Origin of the sequence: Anaeromyxobacter soli, from assembly GCF_022808855.1 — a bacterium.
Taxonomy (GTDB): domain Bacteria; phylum Myxococcota; class Myxococcia; order Myxococcales; family Anaeromyxobacteraceae; genus Anaeromyxobacter; species Anaeromyxobacter soli.
The window spans coordinates 65,572-80,150 of the sequence record NZ_JAKZLF010000025.1; the positions used below are offsets into that span (position 1 = coordinate 65,572).

The window sequence follows — 14,579 nt, forward strand, 5'->3', positions numbered from 1 at the left end:
AGGCGACGATGGCGGAGGACGTCACGCAGCCCGCCCCGGGCGAGGGCGAAGCGTCGGAGCGGTCGCGCGCGCGGCTCGCGGACGGGCTCGAGCGGCTCCTCGCCGTGGAGCCCGAGGAGCGCGCGCTCCGCCGGCTCCTGAGCGCCCTCGCCGACGCGGTGCCGGCGATCGACTCGGTGGCGCTCGTCGTGCGCGAAGGAGATCGCCTCGAGGTCCTCGCGCAGGTGGGGTTCGACGACGGCGCACCCGCGGAGGTCGAAGGCGGGCTCGCAGCGGAGGTGGTCGCCGCCGGGACGCCGCGCACCGCGCCGCGGCCCGGGGCGCCCTTCCCTGCCGGCACGCGCCACGGCGCGGGGACACCGCTCGTGGGCTGCGCCGTCGCGGGCGCGCTCCTCGCCGGCACGCGCGGCGACGCCCCGCTCGACGCGGAGGCGCTCCTGCTCCTCCGCGCGGCGGCGGATCGCGCCGCGCGCGCGCTCGATCGCGACCGGCTCGGGCGCGCGCACGAGGACGCGCGCGAGACGCTCCGGCGCGCCGAGGCGGACCTCGAGACCCGGCGGAGGACGGTGGACTTCATCCTCGGCGTGGTTGGCCACGATCTGCGCAATCCGCTCGGCGCCATCCACATGTCGGCGTCGCTGCTGCACACGAAGGGCGGGCTCGCCGGCTGGCAGGCCCGCGCGATCGAGCGGACGCGCTCGTCGGCCGGTCGGATGGGCCGCATCATCCAGGATCTGCTGAGCTACACCCGGACCCGGCTCGGCAACGGGATCCCGGTGAGCCCGCGCCCGGCGAGCCTCGACGCCGTCGCGCGCAAGGTCGTGGACGAGCTCCGCGCGGTGAACAGCGATCGCACGGTCGAGATCGCGATCCACGGCGACGCCGCGGGCGAGTGGGATCCCGATCGGCTCGAGCAGGTGGTCTCGAACCTCGTCTCGAACGCCATCGACCACGGCGATCCCGCGGTGCCGGTGCGCGTGGAGGTGGACGGGGACGAGCCGGACCAGGTCCTCCTGCACGTGCGCAACGGCGGACCGGGGATCCCGCCGGAGGTGCTCACGCACCTCTTCGAGCCGTTCTCGCGCGGACCCGAGGAGAAGAGCCGCAAGGCCTCGGGCCTCGGGCTCGGCCTCTACATCTCGCGCGAGATCGTGCGCGGGCACGGCGGCGACATCGCCGCGCGCTCGGTCGAGGGCGAGACGACCGTGACGGTGCACCTCCCGCGGCGCTGCGCGGCGCGGCCGAGCTGAGGGCCCCGCCGGGCGCAGGCGTCAGCGCGCGTCGCGCCAGAGCTCGAGGAGCTCGGGCGGGAGGCGCCGCTCCACCTCCGCCGCCGTCTCTGCCGGGAGCGCCTCGCGGACGGCGGCGAGGACCGCGCCGGCGTAGATCGCGGCGGCGCGCGGGGGGTGCTGCACGAGCTCCGCGACGTCGCGCAGGTACTCGCCGGCCCCGATGCGCCCGCGCACCGCGCCGTCCTCCTCGTCGAGCAGCTCGCGGGCGAGCGCGTGGGGCAGCCGCGCGGCGATCGCGCGGAGCGGCTCGCCGTGCAGCGCACCGAGGAGCGGCACGAGCACGCCGAAGAGGATCTTGCGGAGATCCACCTCCGAGCCGAGCCGCGCCTCCAGACGCTCGGCGATCCCGCGCCCGTCGACGTGCACCCACTCCGCGCGGCCGTCGAGGTCGCTCGGACCGAGCGCTCCGGGCACGGCGTCTCCGTGCCCGCCCGACACCCGGTATCCGTCCGTCATGCCGGAAAGATGTGCGTCGCACACGGGCGGGGCAGCACCCCGGACCGCGGACTCCGCAGGCGAGGCGGGAGACGCGGTCGGGCGGTCGCCCTCCCGTCAGCGCGCCTCGGGCACCCGGGGCGGTGGGACGCGCAGCGGCCCGGACGGCCGGTTCGCCTCGGGGAGCGCGGCCGCGATCGCGGCCCGCGTCGCGTCGCGCAGGGCGTCCGCGGTCGGGAACTCGGCCGGGTCGAGCGGGTCGAGCACGCGGACGTGCGCGCGCATCCGCTGGCGCAGGACGAGGCCGTGCTTCGGGAGCGCGTCGCCCGTCCCGCTGACCACGATGGGGATCACCGGGCAGCCCGCCTCGATCGCGAGCCGGAAGGCGCCGTCCTTGAACGCCCCGAGCCGTCCGTCCCGCGAGCGCGTGCCCTCGGGGAAGAGCATCACCGGCGTACCGCGCGCGAGGTGGGCGCGGCAGTGGTCCATCATCTCGCGGATCGACTCGCGGTCGCCCCGCTTCACGCGCACGTAGTCGTTGAGCCAGAGGTTCCAGCCGACGAACGGCACGCGAAAGACCTCCGCCTTCGACACCCACTTGAAGGGCCGGAAGAGCCCGTAGAGGACGAGGATGTCGAGGAGGGAGAGGTGGTTCGCGGCGAGGACGGCGGCGCCCTTCCACGGCAGCTTCTCCCGGCCCTCGACCGACACGCGCCAGAGCGGGTTCGCCACGACGTAGAAGGTCGCCCACGCGCAGGAGTAGAGGTGCACGGCGACGCGCCGCCGGTCGAACGGAGAGGTGAGGAGGAAGACGAGCATCGCGCCGAGGAACAGGACCGGCAGCGTGGCGGCGAAGAACACCCAGTACACGAGGGAGAAGGCGCGCAGCACGGGGCGCATCCTGCTCCGGCGCCGGGGCGGCGGCAAGCGTCGGCCGGACGGGCGCCGCACCTCCGGCGTCACGCGCCGGCGGGGCCCGCGACGCGCGCCTCGGGCGTCGCGCCGACCGCCTCGAGGATGCGGTGCAGCCCGAACTTCGGCAGGCGCATGTAGCCCGCCCAGGCGGCGGCCGCGAGGACGCCGTCGGCGATCCCGTCGCCGAGCCACTCCGCCGCGAAGCGCGGGTCGCGCTGCTTCAGGCCCGCGCCGCTCTCCCGCGCCCAGCGCCGGTTGTACCTTTCGTGAACCCCGACCGGCGGCGCCAGCACGAGCGGGAGCCCGAGCGCACCGTAGAAGGTGAGCTCGGAGGGTTTCGTCCACAGGACGTCGGTGCGCGCCAGGAGCGCGTTGAAGCGGTCGTAGTACTCGCGGAAGGTCGGGGCGAGGAGGATGTCGAGCGGCCCGCCGAGAAGCGGCTCCAGCCCCGCGCGCCGGGCGATCTCCCGGAAGCGCGCGTCCACCTCGGCGCGCACGCCGGCCACGAGGCAGATCCTGAGCGTCCCCGCCTCGAGCGCGCGGCGGAAGCCGGGCAGGAGCTCCGCCGCCATCCCCGCCTGCGCGCCCGCGCCGCCCACCGCGAAGGTGAGGAGCGGCGGCTGCCCCTCCTCCTCGCGCGGGAGGGCGCCGAGGAAGTGCGCGAGCTCCTCCGGGATCGTGCGGCGGAACTCGCCGGAGGGATCGAGCCGCACCACGCGCGCAGCGAGGTTCGCCTTGAGCGCGCCGAGCGCGGGCCCGCCGACGAGCGCCTCCGGGAGCGGGAAGCCAGTGAAGGTGATCCGGTCCTCCGGCACGCCGTAGGAGCGGAGCCTGCGCGCGGCGCGGCGGGTCGGGACGAGGTAGTGGATGCGGGTGCGGCGCGGCTCGGCGGGCGCCCAGATGCGGTTCAGGTCGGAGTCCGTCGCGACGCAGAAGATCCGCTCGAGGCCGGCGGCGTCCGCGACGATCGCCGGCGAGTAGAAGGTGGTGAGGAGGGGCGCGCCGGTCCGGCGCAGCTCCGCCACGAGCCCCCGGCCCAGCTGGCGCTTCCGGACGAGCCGGTCGAGGGTGTCGACCCCGCGGGTCGGCGCCGAGAGGTCGCGGTAAGGGTGGAGGCGCGGGATGTCCGTCACGGCCTCGAGCGCGCGCCTGAGCGGCGCCCCCACCCATGGCACCTGCGAGAGGCGCGACACGCCCTCGTAGGTGCTGCGGACGCGCTGCCAGAGCCGCTCCTCGCCCGGCGCGACGAGCGGCGCGCGATCCACCTGGAGCACCTCGGTGCCGAGCGCGTCGGCGAGCGGCATCGCGGCGCGCATGTGGCCGTAGCCCATCTCGACGGCGACCACGAGCGGCATGGGGGAGGACGAGGCGCGGGTCATGATGTGGGCGCCGAGCCTATCCCACCGACCGGGGGGCGTCAGCGTCGCGGGGGGAGCGCGCGCTCGCGGGCTCGCTCGCTCGGGAGCCTCGACCGGCTCGGCTCGCCGCGACACCCGTCATTCGGAAGAAGAGACCCGGCGAAGCCGACCTTCGATATCGCATCGCCCAGCATCGCGAGCGCGGGACGCCACCCGTGCGCCGAGCTCCCGCGCTCGGCGAGCGAGGCCGACGCCCGGGCGAGGGAGCGGCCGCCGCGTCGCGTCAGGGGCTAGCGCCTACGCACCGCGTCGGTCGATTGCCACGGGGGCCGTGACCGTCGGGTGACACCGCAGCCGTAGGGTGCCCGCTCGCGCCCCGTCCCTCAACCCGGCGCGAAGGAGCCCACGCATGTCCGCCACGCCCGCGTCGCCGCACGCCGAGCAGACCTCCGCGCCGCTGCCGCGCCTCGATCGCCAGACGATCGCGGAGATCGTCAGGTCCGGGCGGCGCCTGCTGGTCCAGGGCGGCATGGGCATCAACGCCTCGGACGGCCTCTCCGGCAAGGTCGCCGCCCATCGCGGCGCCCGCCTCGTCGGCGTGGGGACCATCTCCGCGGTCCTCAAGACGCCCGAGCAGCTCCGCGCCGAGATCCGCCGCGCCCGCCAGGACTCGCAGGGCGGGTACGTGGGCGTGAACCTGATGGCGGCCATCAACAAGGGCGACTTCGAGCTCCTGGCGCGCGTGTCGATCGAGGAGGGCGTCTCCTTCCTCGTGCAGGGCGCGGGGATCTCCCGCGAGATCCTGCGCTGGTGCAGGGAGGGCGGCGTGCCGTTCGCCGGGATCGTGTCCTCCGGCCGGCTCGCGGCGATGTACGAGAAGTGGGGCGCGGACTTCGTCGTCGCCGAGGGCGCCGAGGCGGGCGGGCACATCGGCGACATCGGCCACCCGCTCCCGGCGCTCGTCCGCGAGGTGCTCGCGGCGACGTCGCTGCCGGTCGTCGCGGCCGGCGGCGTGGACGCCGCGGACGTCGCGCGCTTCGTGGCGGGCGGCGCGGCCGGCGTCCAGCTCGCGACGCGGTTCCTCGCCTGCGCGGACGGCGACGTTCACCCCGCGTTCAAGGCGATGCACCTCGGCAAGCGCGAGCCCGACGTGGCGATCATCACGAGCTGCGTGAAGGGGATGAAGGCGCGGGCGGTGCGGAGCGCCTTCACCGAGAAGCTCGCGCGCGGCGAGGCGGTCCCGCCCCGCTCGAAGGCGTGGTGGTTCGGCAAGGAAGGCTACATGGGCCGCAAGAAGGCCTGCATCGAGTGCCTCGGCGACGGGCTCTGCGTGTGCCGCACGAGCGGCTTCAAGGAGAGCTTCTGCATCACCGACGCGCTGCTCGCCGCGGCGGTGAAGGGCGACACCGAGAACGGCCTCTTCTACACGGGCCAGAGCCTCGTCCGGATCGGTGATCGCGACGTCACCGCGCTCCCGACCGCGGCGGCGCTGCTCGCCGACCTCGAGGCGCGGCTCGCGACCGAGGGCTCCGCGTTCGAGCACACGCCGGCCAGCGCGGCCGCGGTCGCGTAGCTACCCGGACCCACCGTCTCCATTTGATGCGGGTCAACGGCGTCGCCCGGACGGGCCGTCGCATCTCGACCGTACGGAATTTTTCGGATACAGGATTTTGGTCCACCTTTTCGTCGGGTGGACCGAGCGTCATCCCGGCGATCGAAACAGCGAAAGAGACGTTGAATGGCGACTGGCACCGTGAAGTGGTTCAACGACGCGAAGGGCTTCGGGTTCATCACCCAGGACAACGGTGGTGAGGACGTCTTCTGCCACTACAGCGCGATCCAGGGCGACGGCTTCAAGAGCCTCGCCGAGGGTCAGAAGGTGGAGTTCGACGTCGTGAAGGGCCCGAAGGGCCTGCAGGCCGCGAACGTGCGGAAGACGTAAGTCGCCCGCCCAGCTCGGTCGGCACGGAGCCCGGTTCCTCTGCGAAGGGGCCGGGCTCTCGCCTTTCGGAGGGACCGATCGTCACGCGCCGTGAAACGTCAGGGGCGAGGCGCAGCGGAGAGCGCCCGCGGGGCGAGCGGCGGGGCGAGCGTGGCTCCATTGCGGCGGCAGGCGACGCGCCGCAGCGTGAGAGCGGAGGTCCGCCCATGTCGATGCGCACGCACGAGCTTCACCCGTCCCTCGTCCACGCGCCGCTCGTCCTCTTGCCCGCCAGCGCGCTCGTCGATCTGGCCGCCGCCCTCCGCCCCCGCGACCGGCGGCTCGACCGCCTGGGCCGGAACCTCTGGTGGACGACGGCGTCGGCGGGCCTCCTCGCCGGCCTCGCCGGCATGGCCGCCTCGCAGGAGATCGAGCTCCGCAGCGGCCACGCCCGGGACATGATGTTCACCCACGGGCTCGGGAACCTCGCCATCGTGGTCGCTGCGGTGGGGATCTCCGCCTGGCGGTCGCGCAACGCGGCGAACCTGACCTCCGCGGCGAGCGGGCTCCTGGCCGCGGGGGCGGCCACCTACACGGCCTACCTCGGCGGAGAGCTCGTGTACACGCACGGCGCCGGCGTGAAGGTCCTCGGCGGCGCCGCCGCGGAGGCGCCCGCGCTGTTCTCGGCCGAGGGGGTGGAGCGGCTCGGCCGAGACGCGGTGCGCGGCCTCGGCTGGCTCGTCCGGCGCGCGTACCGCGCGGTCAGCGGTCGCGAGCGGGTGGAGCGGAGCGCGCTCGGCCCCATCGCCGAGGCCGGGACGGGCGCGGAGGAGCCGGAGCTTCACTGACCGTCAGCGGGGGACGGCGGATCCCGATCCGGAGACCTCGCCGGCGGAGCGAGTCCGCCGGGGACGCCACGGTCGAGCCGTGGCTCGACGCGCGACCCCCGGGGGAGCGACCCGCGCGCCGTCGTTCAGAGCGGGATGTTGCCGTGCTTCCGCGCCGGGTTCTCCTGCCGCTTCGTGCGCAGCATCTCGAACGCGCGGATCACCTTCGGCCGGGTGTCCTCCGGCTTGATCACCTCGTCGACGTAGCCGAGCTCCGCCGCCTTGTACGGGTTCGCGAACTTGTCGCGGTACTCCTGGACGAGGCGCGCGCGCTCGGCGACCGGGTCCTTCGCGGCCGAGAGCTCCTTGCGGAAGATGATGCTCACGGCCCCCTCCGGCCCCATCACGGCGATCTCCGCGGAGGGGTACGCGAAGTTCACGTCGGCGCGGATGTGCTTCGAGGCCATGACGTCGTAGGCGCCGCCGTACGCCTTGCGCGTGATGACCGTGACCTTCGGGACGGTCGCCTCGGCGAACGCGTAGAGGAGCTTCGCGCCGTGCGTGATGATCCCGTTCCACTCCTGGTCGGTGCCGGGGAGGAACCCGGGCACGTCCACGAGGGTGAGCAGGGGGACGTTGAACGCGTCGCAGAAGCGCACGAAGCGCGCCGCCTTGACCGAGGCGTCGATGTCGAGGACGCCCGCGAGCACCGCGGGCTGGTTCGCGACGATCCCCACCGGACGGCCGTTGAGGCGCGCGAAGCCGATCACGATGTTCGTCGCGAAGTGCTCGGCGACCTCGAAGAAGTGCCGGTCGTCGACCACCGCCCGGATCACCTCCTTCATGTCGTAGGGCTTGGACGGGCTCTCCGGCACGACGGTCTTCAGGAGCTCGTCGCGGCGGGCGACGTCGTCCGAGCACGGCTGCGCGGGCGGGTCGTCGGCGTTGTTGAGCGGCAGGAAGCCGAGCAGCTCCCGGACGGCCCGGAGCGTCGCCTCCTCGGAGTCGATCGCGAAGTGCGCCACGCCGGAGCGCGTGGCGTGGGTGCGCGCGCCGCCGAGCTCCTCCTTCGTGATCTCCTCGTGCGTCACCGTCTTGATGACGTCCGGACCGGTGATGAACATGTACGCCGAGTCGTTCACCATGAAGATGAAGTCGGTGATGGCCGGGCTGTAGACGGCCCCGCCGGCGCACGGCCCGAGGATCACCGAGATCTGGGGGATGACGCCGGAGGCGAGCGTGTTTCGCAGGAAGATGTCGGCGTACCCCGCCAGCGAGACGACGCCCTCCTGGATGCGGGCGCCCCCCGAGTCGTTGAGGCCGATGACCGGGCAGCCGACCGACATGGCGCGGTCCATCACCTTGCAGATCTTCTCGGAGAAGGCGCCCGAGAGCGAGCCGCCGAAGACGGTGAAGTCCTGCGCGAAGACGAAGACCTGGCGCCCCTCCACGAGGCCGTAGCCCGTGACGACGCCGTCCCCGAGGACCTTCTGCCCCTCCATCCCGAAGTCGGCGCAGCGGTGCGTCTTGAACTTGTCCTGCTCGACGAACGTGCCGGGGTCGAGGAACGTGTCGATCCGTTCACGCGCCGTCAGCTTGCCGGACCGGTGCTGCTTCGCGACTCGCTCGGCGCCGCCGCCCTGCTCCGCCTCGGCGTCGAGCGCGTCGAGGAGGGCGCGGCGCGGATCGGGGTCGACCGGCTTTTCCATTTGGGGGCCTCGCGCTCCGGGGGACGGGGGCGGAGGATAGGCACCCGCCCCGGCGAGAGGCAAGCGGCGCGTCCGGCGCCGTCAGTCACTCACAGGACGTGGCCGCTGCGCGTCCACCAGCCGGCCCAGGCGCGCGCCGCCTGCTCCCGCTCCTCCGACGGCAGGTCGGCGGAGTATGCGACCGGCGCCGGCGCCGCGCTCGAGAGCTCGACCGCCGCGGCGACGCGCGTCTCGCGATCCGTGCTCGTGAGGCCCGAGAACAGCCACTCGGCGCGCCCGCGGCCGCGGTTCTCCTTCCACCACCCGAGCCAGCGTCGCGCGTCGGTGCCGAGCCGCTGCAGCGTGATCGCGGCGAGCGCGTCCGCCGCGGCCCGGGCGGGCTCGGGGGCACTCGTCTCGAGCACCTGCACGAGCAGCGGGATGGCCTCGGCGTCGCGGAGCGCGCCCAGCGCTCGCGCCGCGCGGAGCGCTCGCGCCTCGATGCCGGAGAGGAGCGCGCGCCGCAGCCGCTCGCTCGCCTCGCGCACCCCGGGATCGCGCCGGCGCGCCGCGAGGGCGGCGCAGGCCGCCGCCGCGAGGGCGAGGTCGGCGTCGAGGGCGCGATCGGCGAGCACGGCGGGCGGGGTGGTCTCGGCGACCACGGTGTCGTCGATCTCGACCTCGAGCGCGTCGAACGCGTCCGCGACGGGCGCCGGGGTCGCTGCAGCGACGGGCGGCGCGGCGCGGGCCGGCTCCGTCGCGGTCCAGGGGTCTGCCGGCGGCGCGGTGGTCGCGGGGCTCGGGGCGGCGCGCGGCGGCTCCTCGGCGGACCACGGATCGAACGGCGCGGGCGCCGGCGCGGCGGGCGGCGCGGGAGCGGGAGCGGGAGCGGGAGCGGGGGTGCCGCGGCGCGCGGGGGCGGCGCGGCGACGCTTGCGCTCGCGGATGATCCGCTCGAACGCGCCCCCGAGCATCGAGTTGAGGAGGAGCAGATCGCCGAGCCGGCGCGCGGAGACGGGCGCGTCGCCGTTGTCCGCGTACAGGACGCACACCGGCCGATCGCGCAGGAGCACGGGCGCGACGAGGGCGGTGCGCGGCTTGCCGCGATCGAGCCCGCCGAGGATCGCGGCGTTGCCGGCGGGCTCCGGCGAGAACGGCCCGAGGTACGGGCTCCGCGTCTCGATGACGGTCCGGAAGATGCCGGGGTCGTCGGCGTAGATCGCGACGCTGCGGGCGAGCTCGCGCGCCTCGGGCTCGAGCCCGAGCGCGTCGTGGCCGGCGACCGCGTCGCGCGTGACCGCGAACATCGCCGCGAACGGGAAGAAGTCGCGCGCGTACCGGAGCGCGGCGAGGACGACCTCGTCGCGCGTGCGCGCCGCCGCGAGCGCGGCCCGCGCGTCCTCGAGCGACCAGCGCGGGGGCGCGCTGCGGTCGGGCGGCCCGGGCGCCTCCTCGGGCGCCCCGAGCGGCGGAGCCTCGGGCGCGCCCTCCTCGCCGGGGGGCGCGGTCTCGTCGGTGAGCAGCGCCGGATCGACCTCCTCGAGCGCCTGCGCGAGCGCCGCGGCGAGGGGCTCGAGCGGGCCGGCGTCCTCCTCGCCGAACCCGCTCGCGGCGGCGGCGTCCTGCGCGAGCGGGTCACGCGGCGAGGCCCCCTCCCCGCCGGCCGGCGTGGTCGCCTCGGGCGCGGCGGCCGGCTCCTCCGCCGGGAGCTCCCCGGCCGCCCTCGCGAGGGCCGCGAAGCGCGGCGCGAGGGGCGTGCCGTACAGCTGGTGCACGAGGAGGCGCACCCGCCACTCCGGCGCGACGAACGCCGAGAGGTTCAGGGAGAGCATGAAGCCGATCTCGTCGAGCAGGCTCGAGTCGACCGGGAACACCGAGACGACCGACAGCTCCCGCGCCTCGAGCGCGAAGGGCGCGAGCCCGTGGCGGTCGGCCACGCGCGCGGGGAACACCCGCCGTGCGCGCGCGTCGGCGGCGGCGAACGCGGCGGGCGGCGCGGGGGGGACGTCGGCGGCCCCGGCGAGCGCCACCGCGAGTGCGTCCTCCGGGACGGCGCCGAGCTCGAGGAGCGCGGTGTCGAGCGCGCCGCCCGCCTCGTCCTGCCGCGCGAGCGCGCGCGCCATCACCTCGGCGGAGACCACGCCTTCTTCGACGAGGAGGGCGGCGAGGTCCTTCGGCACGGGTCGGTTGTAGGACCCCGTCATGTGGGGGTCAAGGCGCCTCCACCACCCAGGTCCGCGCAAGGAGGTCGTGAAGCGCCCTGCCGCTGCGGGTGAAGAGCGCGAGGAGGAACCCGAGCCCGAGGAGCCCCACCGACGCGACCGCGAGCGCGGCGCGCACCGCGCTCCGAGCGAGCGAGGGCCGCCTCCCGTCGGGGCCGACCACGCGCAGGCCCAGCATCCACTTCCCGAGCGTGGCGCCAGCGAGCGCGTGCGCGAGGGTCGCGTACACGGCGAGCGCGACCGCGAGGAGCGCCGCGAGCGAGAGGACGACGTCCGCCTCGCCGGCGAGGAGGTCGAGCAGGCCGTCGAGGCCGCTCGGGGGCGCGGGAACCCCGGCCGGGGTGGCCGCCAGCAGCGAGCGGCCGAGGAACACGACCCCGGCGAGGAGCGGGCCGGCGTCGATCGCCCAGGCCGCGGCGCGACGCCACGCCGCCGCCCGGCGGAGGTGGACCTCGGCGCGGCTCCCGGAACGAGGCCGCCCTGGCGCGGGCCTCGGCTCGGGCTCCGCCTCGGTCTCGGGCTCCGGCAGCGGCTCCGGCCAGAGCTTCGGCGCGGGCGCAGGCGACGCGGCGCAGGCCAGGGCGACCGCAGCCCCGGCGCCGCGAACGTCCTCCTGGAATGGAGGCGGCGCGGACTCCTCGAACAGGCCGTCCTCGGCCGCGACCTCCTCGAGCATGCGCCCGAGGTCCCAGTGCGAGCGGCTCACCGGCGCCGCCGGCGCGGGCGCGAGCTCGAAGGCGGGCTCGGGCTCCACGGGCAGCGGCGGGAGCGGCTCCTGCTCGGGCGCGCGCGGAGCGGCGGCCACCCGCGGGGACGGCGTGCGCGACCGGCGCCGATCGAGGTCGAGCGCCACGTCGAGCAGACGCGGCGCCGGCTCCTCGCGAAGCGTGAGCGGCGCGCCGCAGTCGCCGCAGAAGGCGGCGCGGTCATCCGTCTCGCGGGCGCAGCGGGGACAGAGCACGGGTCGAGGCTACGGTCGACCCGCGGGCGGGTCAAGGAACGGGTCCTGCGCGGCAGGGGCCTGGCCTGACGGCCGATCACGATTCGCGATCAGGGGAGCGAAGCGAGCCCGCACGGGACCCGGCGAGCCGGGTGGGTCCCGACGACGGCGGTCAGCCGTCGGTGGGGCGGGGCGCAGCCCCGTTCAGCCAGACGCGCCCAGATCGCCGAAACGCGCCTGGAGCAGCGCCACCGCGACGATGGCGGCGGTCTCCGCCCGGAGCACGCGCGGCCCGAGCGACGCGCGGTGCGCGCCCGCCGCGGCCAGGACCGCGAGCTCCGCGTCGGTGAGCCCGCCCTCCGGTCCGACCACCGCGGCGTAGGCGTTCGCCGCGGCCGGGGCGAGCGCGAGCACGGGCGAACCGCCCGGCTGGAACGCGATCGCGAGCGCCCCCGGAGGCAGCGCCGCGAGCGCGGCCGCGAGCGGCGCGGGCGCGCGCACCTCCGGGACGTCGGCGCGCCCGCACTGGCGCGCGGCCTCCTCGGCGATCCGCCGCCACCGCCGCGCGCGCTCCTCGCCCTTGTCCGGCTCGAGCCGGACGATCGATCGCTCCGCCGCGAAGGGGGCGACGACCGCCGCGCCGAGCTCGGTCGCCTTCTGGACGACGAGATCCATCTTCTCGCCCTTGGCGAGCGCGGCGAGGAGCCAGATCTCGGCGGACGCCTCGTCCTTCCCCGCGCGCGCCGCGCCGAGGACGAGCGTCTCGAAGCTCGGATCGACGCACGCGGTCCAGGCGCCGCCGCGACCGTCGAAGACCTCGACCTCCGCCCCGGGCGCGAGCCTGAGCACGTCGCGTAGGTAGTGGCGCGCCTCGGGGGTGAGCGCGGCGCGCCCGGCGTCCAGCCGGAAGCGTTCGCCGGGCAGGTGCACGCGCCGGAGCGTCACGCGCGCGGTCGCTCCAGGGTGAGGAGGCTCCACTCCCCGTCGCGCCGCTCGAGGGCGGGGCGGAGCCCCTCCGCGACGTACGCGGCGCGGACCTCGTCCTCCTGCGGCCCGAGGATGCCGGCGAGCAGCACCGTGCCGCCCGGCGCGACGCGCGCGGCGACGTCCGGCGCGAGCTCCACGAGCGTGTTCGCGAGGATGTTCGCCACGACGAGGTCGAACGCGCCGGGGATCTCTCCGACGGGCGCGCCGGTCAGCTCCAGCGCGGCGCCGTTCCGCTCCGCGTTCTCGCGCGCGACGCCGACGGCGACGGGGTCGTTGTCGTTCGCCGCGACGCGGCCCGCGCCGAGCTTCGCGGCGGCGATGGCGAGGAGACCGGAGCCGGTGCCGACGTCGAGCACGGACGCGCCCGGACGCGCGGCGAGCAGCTCCGACAGCGCGGCGAGGCAGAGGGAGGTGGTGGGGTGGGTGCCGGTGCCGAACGCCATCCCGGGGTCGAGCACGATCTCGGCCATGCCGGGCGGGGTGGGCGCGTCCACCCAGGACGGCCGCACGAAGGCGCGGCCCACGGCGAACGGACCGAGGCCCTTCTTCCAGGTCTCGCTCCAGTCCTCGTCGGCGATCTCGGCGACCTCTCCGCCGTACGCCGCCTGCGCCTCCCGGGCGGCCTCGGGCTCCGCGAAGAACGCGACGAGGAGGGCGCGTCCTGGCGGCGGCTGGGCCACGCCCGGCATCGGCGTGCCCTCGCCGTCGCGCACCTCGACGCCGGTCGCGCCCGCGTCGAAGAGCTCGGCGGAGAGGTCCTCGGCGCGCTCCCGCGCCGCATCCAGGGTGAGGGAGAAGGTGGGCATCGGCCGATGCCTATCCCGGGGCGCCCGGCGAGGCCAGCGTCATCTGCGGGCCGCGCGATATCGCACCTGGTCCGTCATTTCGCGGCCTTCCGAAACGAGGGTACGATCGGCCCCACCATGTCCCTGAACGTCCTCCTCGTCGAGCCGGACACCGCGCTCGCGGACGAGATCCGCCGCGCCTTCGGCCCGGCGGGTCTCGAGGTGACCTCGCTCCCCGCCGGCGAGCAGGCGGTCGAGCGCTGCCGGCAGGCGCAGCCCGACCTCATCCTCCTCGCCGCCGAGCTGCCCGACATGAGCGGCTTCTCCGTGTGCAACCGGCTGAAGCGCGCCTCGCAGGCGGTCCCGCTCCTGCTCTACACCGGCGACGCGACCGACGCGGCCATCGAGGCGCACCGCGCCACGCGCACGCGCGCCGACGACTACCTGCGCAAGCCCTTCGAGATGGCCGAGCTCCTCGGCCGCGCCGCCGCGCTCCTGCACGGCGAGGGCGCGCCGACCCCGCGTCCTGCGGGGACGGTCCCCCCCGCGCCGCCGCGGCCCGACGGACGCCGTCCGTCGGCCGAGGGCGAGGCGCCGCCGGTCCTCCCGCGCGCCGACTCCGGCCAGGTCGCCGCCCGCGGCCTCGCCGCCGCGCTCGCGGCGACCCCCCCGCCGCGCGCGGAGCCCCCGCCGCTCGCGGCGCGCCCGGCTCCTCCCGCGCCGGCCTCGCCTCCGCCGCCCCCCGGGGCCCGGCCGCAGGCGGCGCTCGGGCGGGTCAAGGTGGCCGGCGTTCGCGCCGATCCGGGTGACGTGTTCGCCGACTTGCCGCGCGATCCAGCCCCGCCGAAGGGGACGCCGGAGGAGAAGCTCGAGTACTTCCGCGAGCGGCTCCGGGCGCGGGACGCCTTCTTCGCCCGGGTGCGCGACGCGTTCGGAGAGCTGAAGGCGCAGGCCGCCGAGCTCGCCGGCGAGCGCGACGGCCTCGAGCGCGAGCTCGACGCGGCCCGCGCCCACGCCGACGAGCTCGAGCACGCGCTCGCCGACGCCCGCGCCGAGGGGGAGGCCCACGCCGGCCGCGCGGCGGACGCGCTCCGCCGGCTCGAGGAGAGCGAGGCGACGCGCCAGTCGCTCTCCGACGTGCTGTCGGAGACCATGCAGGAGGGCGAGGCGGCCGCGCAGGAGGGGGCGGCGCGGGTCGCCACCGCGGAC

Annotated in this window: 13 protein-coding genes; 5 read left to right on the plus strand and 8 right to left on the minus strand. The window is 76.0% G+C overall.

What is annotated here, in order from left to right; genetic code table 11:
- Positions 1–8: 8 nt before the first annotated feature.
- Positions 9–1,250, plus strand: a complete 1,242-nt coding sequence (locus MLV88_RS16655; protein ID WP_243338020.1) for a sensor histidine kinase — start codon at positions 9–11, stop codon at positions 1,248–1,250.
- Between the two features lie 21 nt (positions 1,251–1,271).
- Here MLV88_RS16655 and MLV88_RS16660 read toward each other — a convergent pair whose 3' ends face one another.
- The 3 genes from MLV88_RS16660 to MLV88_RS16670 all read right to left on the minus strand — a co-directional run bounded on the left by MLV88_RS16660 (position 1,272) and on the right by MLV88_RS16670 (position 4,021).
- On the minus strand, positions 1,272–1,748 hold the full coding sequence (locus MLV88_RS16660; RefSeq protein WP_242340979.1) for a DUF2267 domain-containing protein: 477 nt from the start codon (positions 1,746–1,748) through the stop codon (positions 1,272–1,274).
- 96 nt (positions 1,749–1,844) lie between these two features.
- Complete coding sequence (locus MLV88_RS16665) at positions 1,845–2,618, minus strand: lysophospholipid acyltransferase family protein (RefSeq protein ID WP_242361658.1); 774 nt, start codon at positions 2,616–2,618, stop codon at positions 1,845–1,847.
- A gap of 68 nt (positions 2,619–2,686) precedes the next feature.
- Positions 2,687–4,021: a hypothetical protein gene (locus MLV88_RS16670; RefSeq protein ID WP_243338021.1), complete on the minus strand. Its 1,335-nt coding sequence runs from the start codon at positions 4,019–4,021 to the stop codon at positions 2,687–2,689.
- Positions 4,022–4,409: 388 nt separating this feature from the next.
- Here MLV88_RS16670 and MLV88_RS16675 point away from each other — a divergent pair, with 388 nt between their 5' ends.
- The 3 genes from MLV88_RS16675 (at position 4,410) to MLV88_RS16685 (ending at position 6,769) form a co-directional block, all read left to right on the plus strand.
- Entirely contained in the window at positions 4,410–5,573 is a 1,164-nt protein-coding gene (locus tag MLV88_RS16675) for an NAD(P)H-dependent flavin oxidoreductase (protein WP_242356453.1), read from the plus strand.
- A gap of 165 nt (positions 5,574–5,738) precedes the next feature.
- The gene (locus tag MLV88_RS16680) at positions 5,739–5,942 is read left to right on the plus strand and encodes a cold-shock protein (RefSeq protein WP_011984597.1); all 204 of its coding nucleotides are present in this window, start codon (positions 5,739–5,741) and stop codon (positions 5,940–5,942) included.
- A gap of 206 nt (positions 5,943–6,148) precedes the next feature.
- Positions 6,149–6,769, plus strand: a complete 621-nt coding sequence (locus MLV88_RS16685) for a DUF2231 domain-containing protein (RefSeq protein WP_242356451.1) — start codon at positions 6,149–6,151, stop codon at positions 6,767–6,769.
- A gap of 125 nt (positions 6,770–6,894) precedes the next feature.
- On the opposite strand, the gene MLV88_RS16690 is transcribed toward MLV88_RS16685, so the two are convergent.
- The 5 genes from MLV88_RS16690 to MLV88_RS16710 all read right to left on the minus strand — a co-directional run bounded on the left by MLV88_RS16690 (position 6,895) and on the right by MLV88_RS16710 (position 13,391).
- Complete coding sequence (locus tag MLV88_RS16690) at positions 6,895–8,457, minus strand: acyl-CoA carboxylase subunit beta (RefSeq protein WP_242340974.1); 1,563 nt, start codon at positions 8,455–8,457, stop codon at positions 6,895–6,897.
- An 89-nt stretch (positions 8,458–8,546) separates the two neighbouring features.
- The gene (locus tag MLV88_RS16695) at positions 8,547–10,616 is read right to left on the minus strand and encodes a GspE/PulE/PilB domain-containing protein (RefSeq protein ID WP_242361661.1); all 2,070 of its coding nucleotides are present in this window, start codon (positions 10,614–10,616) and stop codon (positions 8,547–8,549) included.
- 31 nt (positions 10,617–10,647) lie between these two features.
- Positions 10,648–11,619 carry an RDD family protein gene (locus MLV88_RS16700; RefSeq protein WP_243338023.1) on the minus strand — a complete coding sequence of 324 codons (972 nt, stop codon included), beginning with the start codon at positions 11,617–11,619 and terminating at the stop codon, positions 10,648–10,650.
- A 183-nt stretch (positions 11,620–11,802) separates the two neighbouring features.
- Positions 11,803–12,543 (minus strand): 16S rRNA (uracil(1498)-N(3))-methyltransferase, encoded by a 741-nt coding sequence (locus MLV88_RS16705; RefSeq protein ID WP_243338025.1) that lies wholly within the window; start codon positions 12,541–12,543, stop codon positions 11,803–11,805.
- A complete protein-coding gene (locus tag MLV88_RS16710; protein ID WP_243338027.1) occupies positions 12,540–13,391 on the minus strand; it encodes a 50S ribosomal protein L11 methyltransferase in 852 nt (283 codons plus the stop codon). The genes MLV88_RS16705 and MLV88_RS16710 overlap by 4 nt, the downstream gene beginning before the upstream one ends.
- 117 nt (positions 13,392–13,508) lie before the next feature.
- On the opposite strand from MLV88_RS16710, the gene MLV88_RS16715 reads away from it, so the two are divergent.
- A partial coding sequence (locus tag MLV88_RS16715) for a response regulator transcription factor (RefSeq protein WP_243338028.1) occupies positions 13,509–14,579 on the plus strand: 1,071 nt, incomplete at its 3' end.

Bases quoted from the DNA above. Each gene is read 5' to 3' on its own strand.
- MLV88_RS16680 (WP_011984597.1), top strand. From the start codon at position 5,739: ATGGCGACTGGCACCGTGAAGTGGTTCAACGACGCGAAGGGCTTCGGG.
- MLV88_RS16660 (WP_242340979.1), bottom strand. From the start codon at position 1,748: ATGACGGACGGATACCGGGTGTCGGGCGGGCACGGAGACGCCGTGCCC.
- MLV88_RS16675 (WP_242356453.1), top strand. From the start codon at position 4,410: ATGTCCGCCACGCCCGCGTCGCCGCACGCCGAGCAGACCTCCGCGCCG.
- MLV88_RS16670 (WP_243338021.1), bottom strand. From the start codon at position 4,021: ATGACCCGCGCCTCGTCCTCCCCCATGCCGCTCGTGGTCGCCGTCGAG.
- MLV88_RS16655 (WP_243338020.1), top strand. From the start codon at position 9: ATGGCGGAGGACGTCACGCAGCCCGCCCCGGGCGAGGGCGAAGCGTCG.
- MLV88_RS16690 (WP_242340974.1), bottom strand. From the start codon at position 8,457: ATGGAAAAGCCGGTCGACCCCGATCCGCGCCGCGCCCTCCTCGACGCG.
- MLV88_RS16710 (WP_243338027.1), bottom strand. From the start codon at position 13,391: ATGCCCACCTTCTCCCTCACCCTGGATGCGGCGCGGGAGCGCGCCGAG.
- MLV88_RS16685 (WP_242356451.1), top strand. From the start codon at position 6,149: ATGTCGATGCGCACGCACGAGCTTCACCCGTCCCTCGTCCACGCGCCG.